Genomic DNA, 4,922 nt, shown 5'->3' with positions numbered 1-4,922 from the left:
GTATGGCAAGGATTATGAACAATTTCGCGCGCGGCTAGCACAGGCGCATCTGTTAATTTTGAGTCCCGATCTCGATAAATCAGTACACATGCTCGCCTATGGCCGCGGGGATGTCATGATTGGCGATGCGGCGGCGGTTAATCTTGCGCACCAACATCTTGATGAGGCAGCCTTGCAGCTAGGGCAGTATTTTGCCGGTAAGCGCTTTCAGTTTGATCTGCCACTGGCACCCGAAGGCACTGAGTTTCAGCGTGAGGTGTGGCAAGCATTATTGACCGTAGCCTATGGTGATAGTTGCAGCTACAGCGATATTGCTCAGAAGATTGGTAGGCCCAAGGCAGTGCGCGCGGTAGGTGCAGCCAATGGCGCCAATCCCATTGCCATTATTGTGCCTTGTCATCGGGTGATTGGTAAAAATGGTACATTAACGGGCTATGCCTATGGGCTTGCGCTGAAACAGCAGTTGTTAATGCTGGAATCGACAAGCAAGCTTGGTCATTTTACGTTAGAATAGCCGCCATATTTGTTATTGATGAGCGATTATCGTTTTATGACCCAAGCCTCTCCCTCTGTGGCAAGCTTTGCCCAACTCGGTATTATTGCGCCGTTGTATAATCGACTCACCGAGTTAGCTTATCATTGCCCAACGCCAGTGCAGGCCGCGACTATCCCCGCGGTACTTGCTGGGCGTGATGTGCTCGCAGGTGCGAATACCGGTTCGGGTAAAACGGCTGCCTTTGCCGTGCCTTTGCTGCAGCAATTACTCGGTGCTAAAGAGACATCTCAAGATAAGTCAGCAGCGTTCGTGCGCTGTTTGGTGTTGGTGCCGACTCGCGAGTTGGCGCAGCAGGTTGCCGATAGCTTTTTATCCTATGCAGCCCATTTAAACGGCCAACTGAAAATCGTTGCCGCCTTTGGTGGGGTCTCGGTGAATGCGCAGATGCAAAGCCTGCGGGGGGGCGCCGATGTGTTGGTGGCGACTCCGGGCCGATTGTTAGATTTACTCGCCAGCAATGCGATTAAATTAAACCGCGTCACTCAGCTCGTCCTCGATGAGGCCGATCGCATGCTCAGCCTTGGCTTTACCGAAGAATTAGCCCAAGTGCTTCAGGCGTTGCCTGCCAATAAACAAACATTATTATTTTCAGCCACTTTCCCTGATGAGGTGCGCGAGCTAACCGCCAGTTTGCTGACAGACCCATTGGAATACCACCTACAAAGTGAGCAAGAAAGCACCATAGTACAAAGAGTCATTACGGTTAATCGCCCGCTGAAAACCGCCCTGTTGGCCCATTTGATTAAAACGCATCAATGGTCACAGGTGCTTATTTTTGCCAGTGCGAAAAATACCTGTAATCACCTTGCGCAAAAACTGTCCAAACGGGGCATTAGCGCAGAGGTATTCCATGGCGATAAGGCCCAAGGGGCGCGCACAAGGGTGCTCGATGGCTTTAAAAACGGTGAGATTAGCGTGTTGATTGCCACCGATATTGCTGCCCGTGGTATCGATATTGATAAACTCCCGGTGGTGATTAACTTTGAACTGCCAAGAAGCCCAGCTGATTACTTGCACCGCATTGGCCGCAGTGGCCGTGCAGGTGAGGCGGGCCTTGCGCTGACCTTATTATCCCATGAGGATTATCACCACTTCGGGGTGATTGAGAAAAAGAACAAACTTAAGCTCGAGCGTGAACAAATCGCCGGCTTTGAAGCCGATCCCGACATGCCTGCAGCAGTACAAGAGCAAGCTAAACCGCAACCTAAGCCTGCGGGTACCGGCAAAAAACACCGTAAAGTCTTACCGCCCGCCAATGTAGAATTTTGGGGTAAAAAGTCTTAAGTCGTTGGAGTTGATGCGAGGTGTCTTCGAGGAGATTGAGACCTTGCATCTGTTGTCACCTCACTGAGGCAGAAGTATGCAACATTTATTTTGGTTAGTAGAAGGGCAAATCGCCGGCCGCAGCGGCCCGAATAAGGATCCTTGGGATTTAGCCGAATTGAAGGCGGCGGGGATTGGCGCGGTATTATCGGTTAATGGTGGCGAAGAGTGCGATCCCGACAGCTTTAAGCTCCACGGTTTACGTTACGCCTGTATGCCGTTTTCTCGCAATGTGCCGCCGCAGGAGGGGGACGTGGCGATTTGTGTCAAGCAGTTGCCACGGGCATTAGCTTTTATTGAGCAATGTGTGGCTGAGGCGCTACCGGTGGTTATTCATTGCCGCTCGGGTAAAGATCGCACCGGGCTTATGATGGCCTATTACCTGATGGCCAATGGTGCCGCGCCGCTGCATGCGGTGAGCCAAGTGCGCAGTATTCGTGATATTGCTTTCACGGCTGAGGGGTGGGATCAATTTGCATTTGATGTGTTATATGCCCTGCAGGATGAGCAGGTTGGTATTAATTGATGGGGTTAATACACCAAAAAACAGACGTTAGCATGCGTTAAGTGGATGGTGAGCTGCAGCTCATTTGATGTGAGTCATTCTTTTGCGTGGGCAGTCAGGATAGTATGTCGGTTATCCGTATTAAGTGGGTCATATAATAATGAAAAGTAAGGCAAATCAATCACAAGGATTACTGCTTTTTCGTCTCTCTCAACAGCAAGTGTTTGCCTTAGGGACACTTAAAGTGCGTGAATTAGTGCCTTACGCCCCTTTAAGTAAAATTCCCAAGTCCCATCCGGCGATTTTAGGGGCGACGTCTATTCGTGCCCATACTATTCCCATTATTGATATGGCCGCTGCCATTGGTTATCGCCCTATCAGTGCTGAAGAATTGCCCCATAGCTACATTATCATTACCGATTGCCAGCGCATGGTGATTGGTTTTTTGGTTCGCGGTATCGATAAAATTATTGAGTGTAATTGGCGTGATATTGAACCTCCCGCGTCCAATTTAGGGAAAGATGCCTTTTTAACTGGGGTGACTCGTTTTGATAACCAATTGATCCAGTTATTGGATGTCGAACTCTTGCTCTCTAAGATTTTCCCCAATAATCCCAGTGCCAATCGCGCCATTTTGACCGATGTGCAGCGTGAACAACTCAAACCAATGAATATTCTTTTAGTCGATGATTCTAAGGTGGCCCGTAAGCAGTTAGCGGATGCGCTGGATATGATCAATATCTCTTATCAAGTGACTGCCGATGGTAAAGAAGCTCTGGCGATGATGGAGCGCGCCGCCGCCGAGCAGCACCCGATCGATATCCTCGTGAGTGATATCGAAATGCCCGGCCTCGATGGCTACGAACTGGCTTTTGCGGTGCGCGATAATCCGCAGTTAGCGAAGGCGTATATTATTTTGCATACCTCACTGTCCAGTGAGATCAGTGTCAGTCAGGCCCACCAAGTTGGAGCCAATGAGGCTTTGACTAAGTTTGATGCCCATGAGCTGATCGATGCCATGTTGCGTGGTGCGCATTTGGCAGAAAAACACTGACTTCTGTGACTTGTTGAGTATTTGTCAACGTTTTGCGGCGTTAGGGTAATTTAGTGAATGAATTACTCTGCAAAACTAGACAAGTTGAAGTACATCCTATAAAACCGTGTAGGCCTTAGATCCGAAGGCGTGGGTTGGGTGAACTCGATCAAAATAGAATAACGACGAAATATAATAACGATAGGTTAAGCAATGAAACAACAATCATCATTTTTAGCTAGGTTGGCGAATGGCAGCTTAGTATTACAGATTTTATTCGGGATCATCGCGGGGATCTCCTTAGCGAGTTTTTCTGCTGAGGCCGCCAAGCAAGTGGCATTCCTTGGCAGTTTATTTGTTGGGGCCTTAAAAGCGATTGCGCCAATTTTAGTGTTTATCCTTGTTGCTTCTTCTATTGCTAATCAAAAGAAAAACACCCAAACCAATATGCGTCCGATAGTGGTGCTGTATTTATTGGGGACGTTTGCCGCGGCGTTGATCGCGGTCATTATCAGCATGATGTTTCCGACGAACTTAGTGTTAGTGGCTGGAGTGGACGGTTCAACGCCTCCTCAAGGCATTGGCGAAGTGATTAATACCTTAATTTTCAAAGTAGTGGATAATCCTGTCAATGCATTAATGACGGGCAACTATATCGGTATTTTAACCTGGGGGGTGGGTTTAGGACTTGCGCTGCACCATGCCAGTGATTCGACTAAGCAAGTGTTTGCCGACGTCAGCCATGGCATCTCTAAGATGGTGCATTTTGTGATCCGCTTAGCGCCTATTGGTATCTTTGGCTTAGTGGCGGCGACCTTTGCTGAAACTGGTTTTAGCGCGCTTGCGGGTTACGCCCAATTGTTAGCGGTATTATTAGGGGCAATGGCTATTTTAGCGTTGATCATTAATCCTCTGATTGTTTATGTAAAAATTAGACGTAATCCATATCCGTTGGTACTACGTTGTTTGCGTGAAAGCGGAATGACCGCCTTTTTTACGCGTTCAAGCGCGGCGAATATCCCTGTGAATATGGCCTTGTGTGAGAAGATGAATCTGCATAAAGACACTTACTCCGTGTCTATTCCTCTTGGGGCGACCATCAACATGGGCGGCGCGGCAATTACGATTACTGTGCTGACGTTAGCCGCGGCACACACCTTAGGTATTCAAGTTGATTTGCTAACGGCACTCTTGTTAAGTGTCGTTGCGGCAATTTCTGCCTGTGGTGCATCTGGTGTCGCGGGCGGCTCATTATTGCTCATTCCGTTGGCCTGTAGCTTGTTTGGGATCTCAAACGATGTCGCCATGCAGGTGGTGGCTGTCGGCTTTATCATTGGGGTGATCCAAGACGCCGCCGAAACGGCACTGAACAGCTCAACCGACGTGATTTTTACCGCGGCAGCTTGTGAGGCTGCTGAAAATAAAGCTAAACTTGGCTAACGTGTGCTGTTAATCGTATAAAAAGAAGCATCATAGAAGCAGTCACTCCGTTGGCTGCTTTTTTT

The 4,922-nt window shown here is 48.7% G+C and carries 5 protein-coding genes; all 5 read left to right on the top strand.

What is annotated here, in order from left to right; genetic code table 11:
- The first annotated feature begins 88 nt into the window (after window positions 1–88).
- The 5 genes from ACRCZA_RS13990 (at window position 89) to sstT (ending at window position 4,857) form a co-directional block, all read left to right on the top strand.
- Window positions 89–514: a methylated-DNA--[protein]-cysteine S-methyltransferase gene (locus tag ACRCZA_RS13990; protein ID WP_438675022.1), complete on the top strand. Its 426-nt coding sequence runs from the start codon at window positions 89–91 to the stop codon at window positions 512–514.
- Between the two features lie 36 nt (window positions 515–550).
- Complete coding sequence (locus tag ACRCZA_RS13985; protein WP_438675021.1) at window positions 551–1,840, top strand: DEAD/DEAH box helicase; 1,290 nt, start codon at window positions 551–553, stop codon at window positions 1,838–1,840.
- A 76-nt stretch (window positions 1,841–1,916) separates the two neighbouring features.
- Window positions 1,917–2,405 carry a phosphatase domain-containing protein gene (locus ACRCZA_RS13980; protein ID WP_438675020.1) on the top strand — a complete coding sequence of 163 codons (489 nt, stop codon included), beginning with the start codon at window positions 1,917–1,919 and terminating at the stop codon, window positions 2,403–2,405.
- Window positions 2,406–2,544: 139 nt separating this feature from the next.
- The gene (locus ACRCZA_RS13975; RefSeq protein ID WP_438675019.1) at window positions 2,545–3,438 is read left to right on the top strand and encodes a chemotaxis protein; all 894 of its coding nucleotides are present in this window, start codon (window positions 2,545–2,547) and stop codon (window positions 3,436–3,438) included.
- 192 nt (window positions 3,439–3,630) lie between these two features.
- Window positions 3,631–4,857, top strand: a complete 1,227-nt coding sequence (sstT, locus tag ACRCZA_RS13970) for a serine/threonine transporter SstT (RefSeq protein WP_438675018.1) — start codon at window positions 3,631–3,633, stop codon at window positions 4,855–4,857.
- Window positions 4,858–4,922 lie beyond the last annotated feature (65 nt).

This window comes from Shewanella sp., from assembly GCF_051658185.1.
Lineage (GTDB): Bacteria > Pseudomonadota > Gammaproteobacteria > Enterobacterales > Shewanellaceae > Shewanella.
The sequence above is the reverse complement of the archived record's forward strand: the minus strand, read 5'-3'. Positions and strand labels throughout refer to the sequence as shown.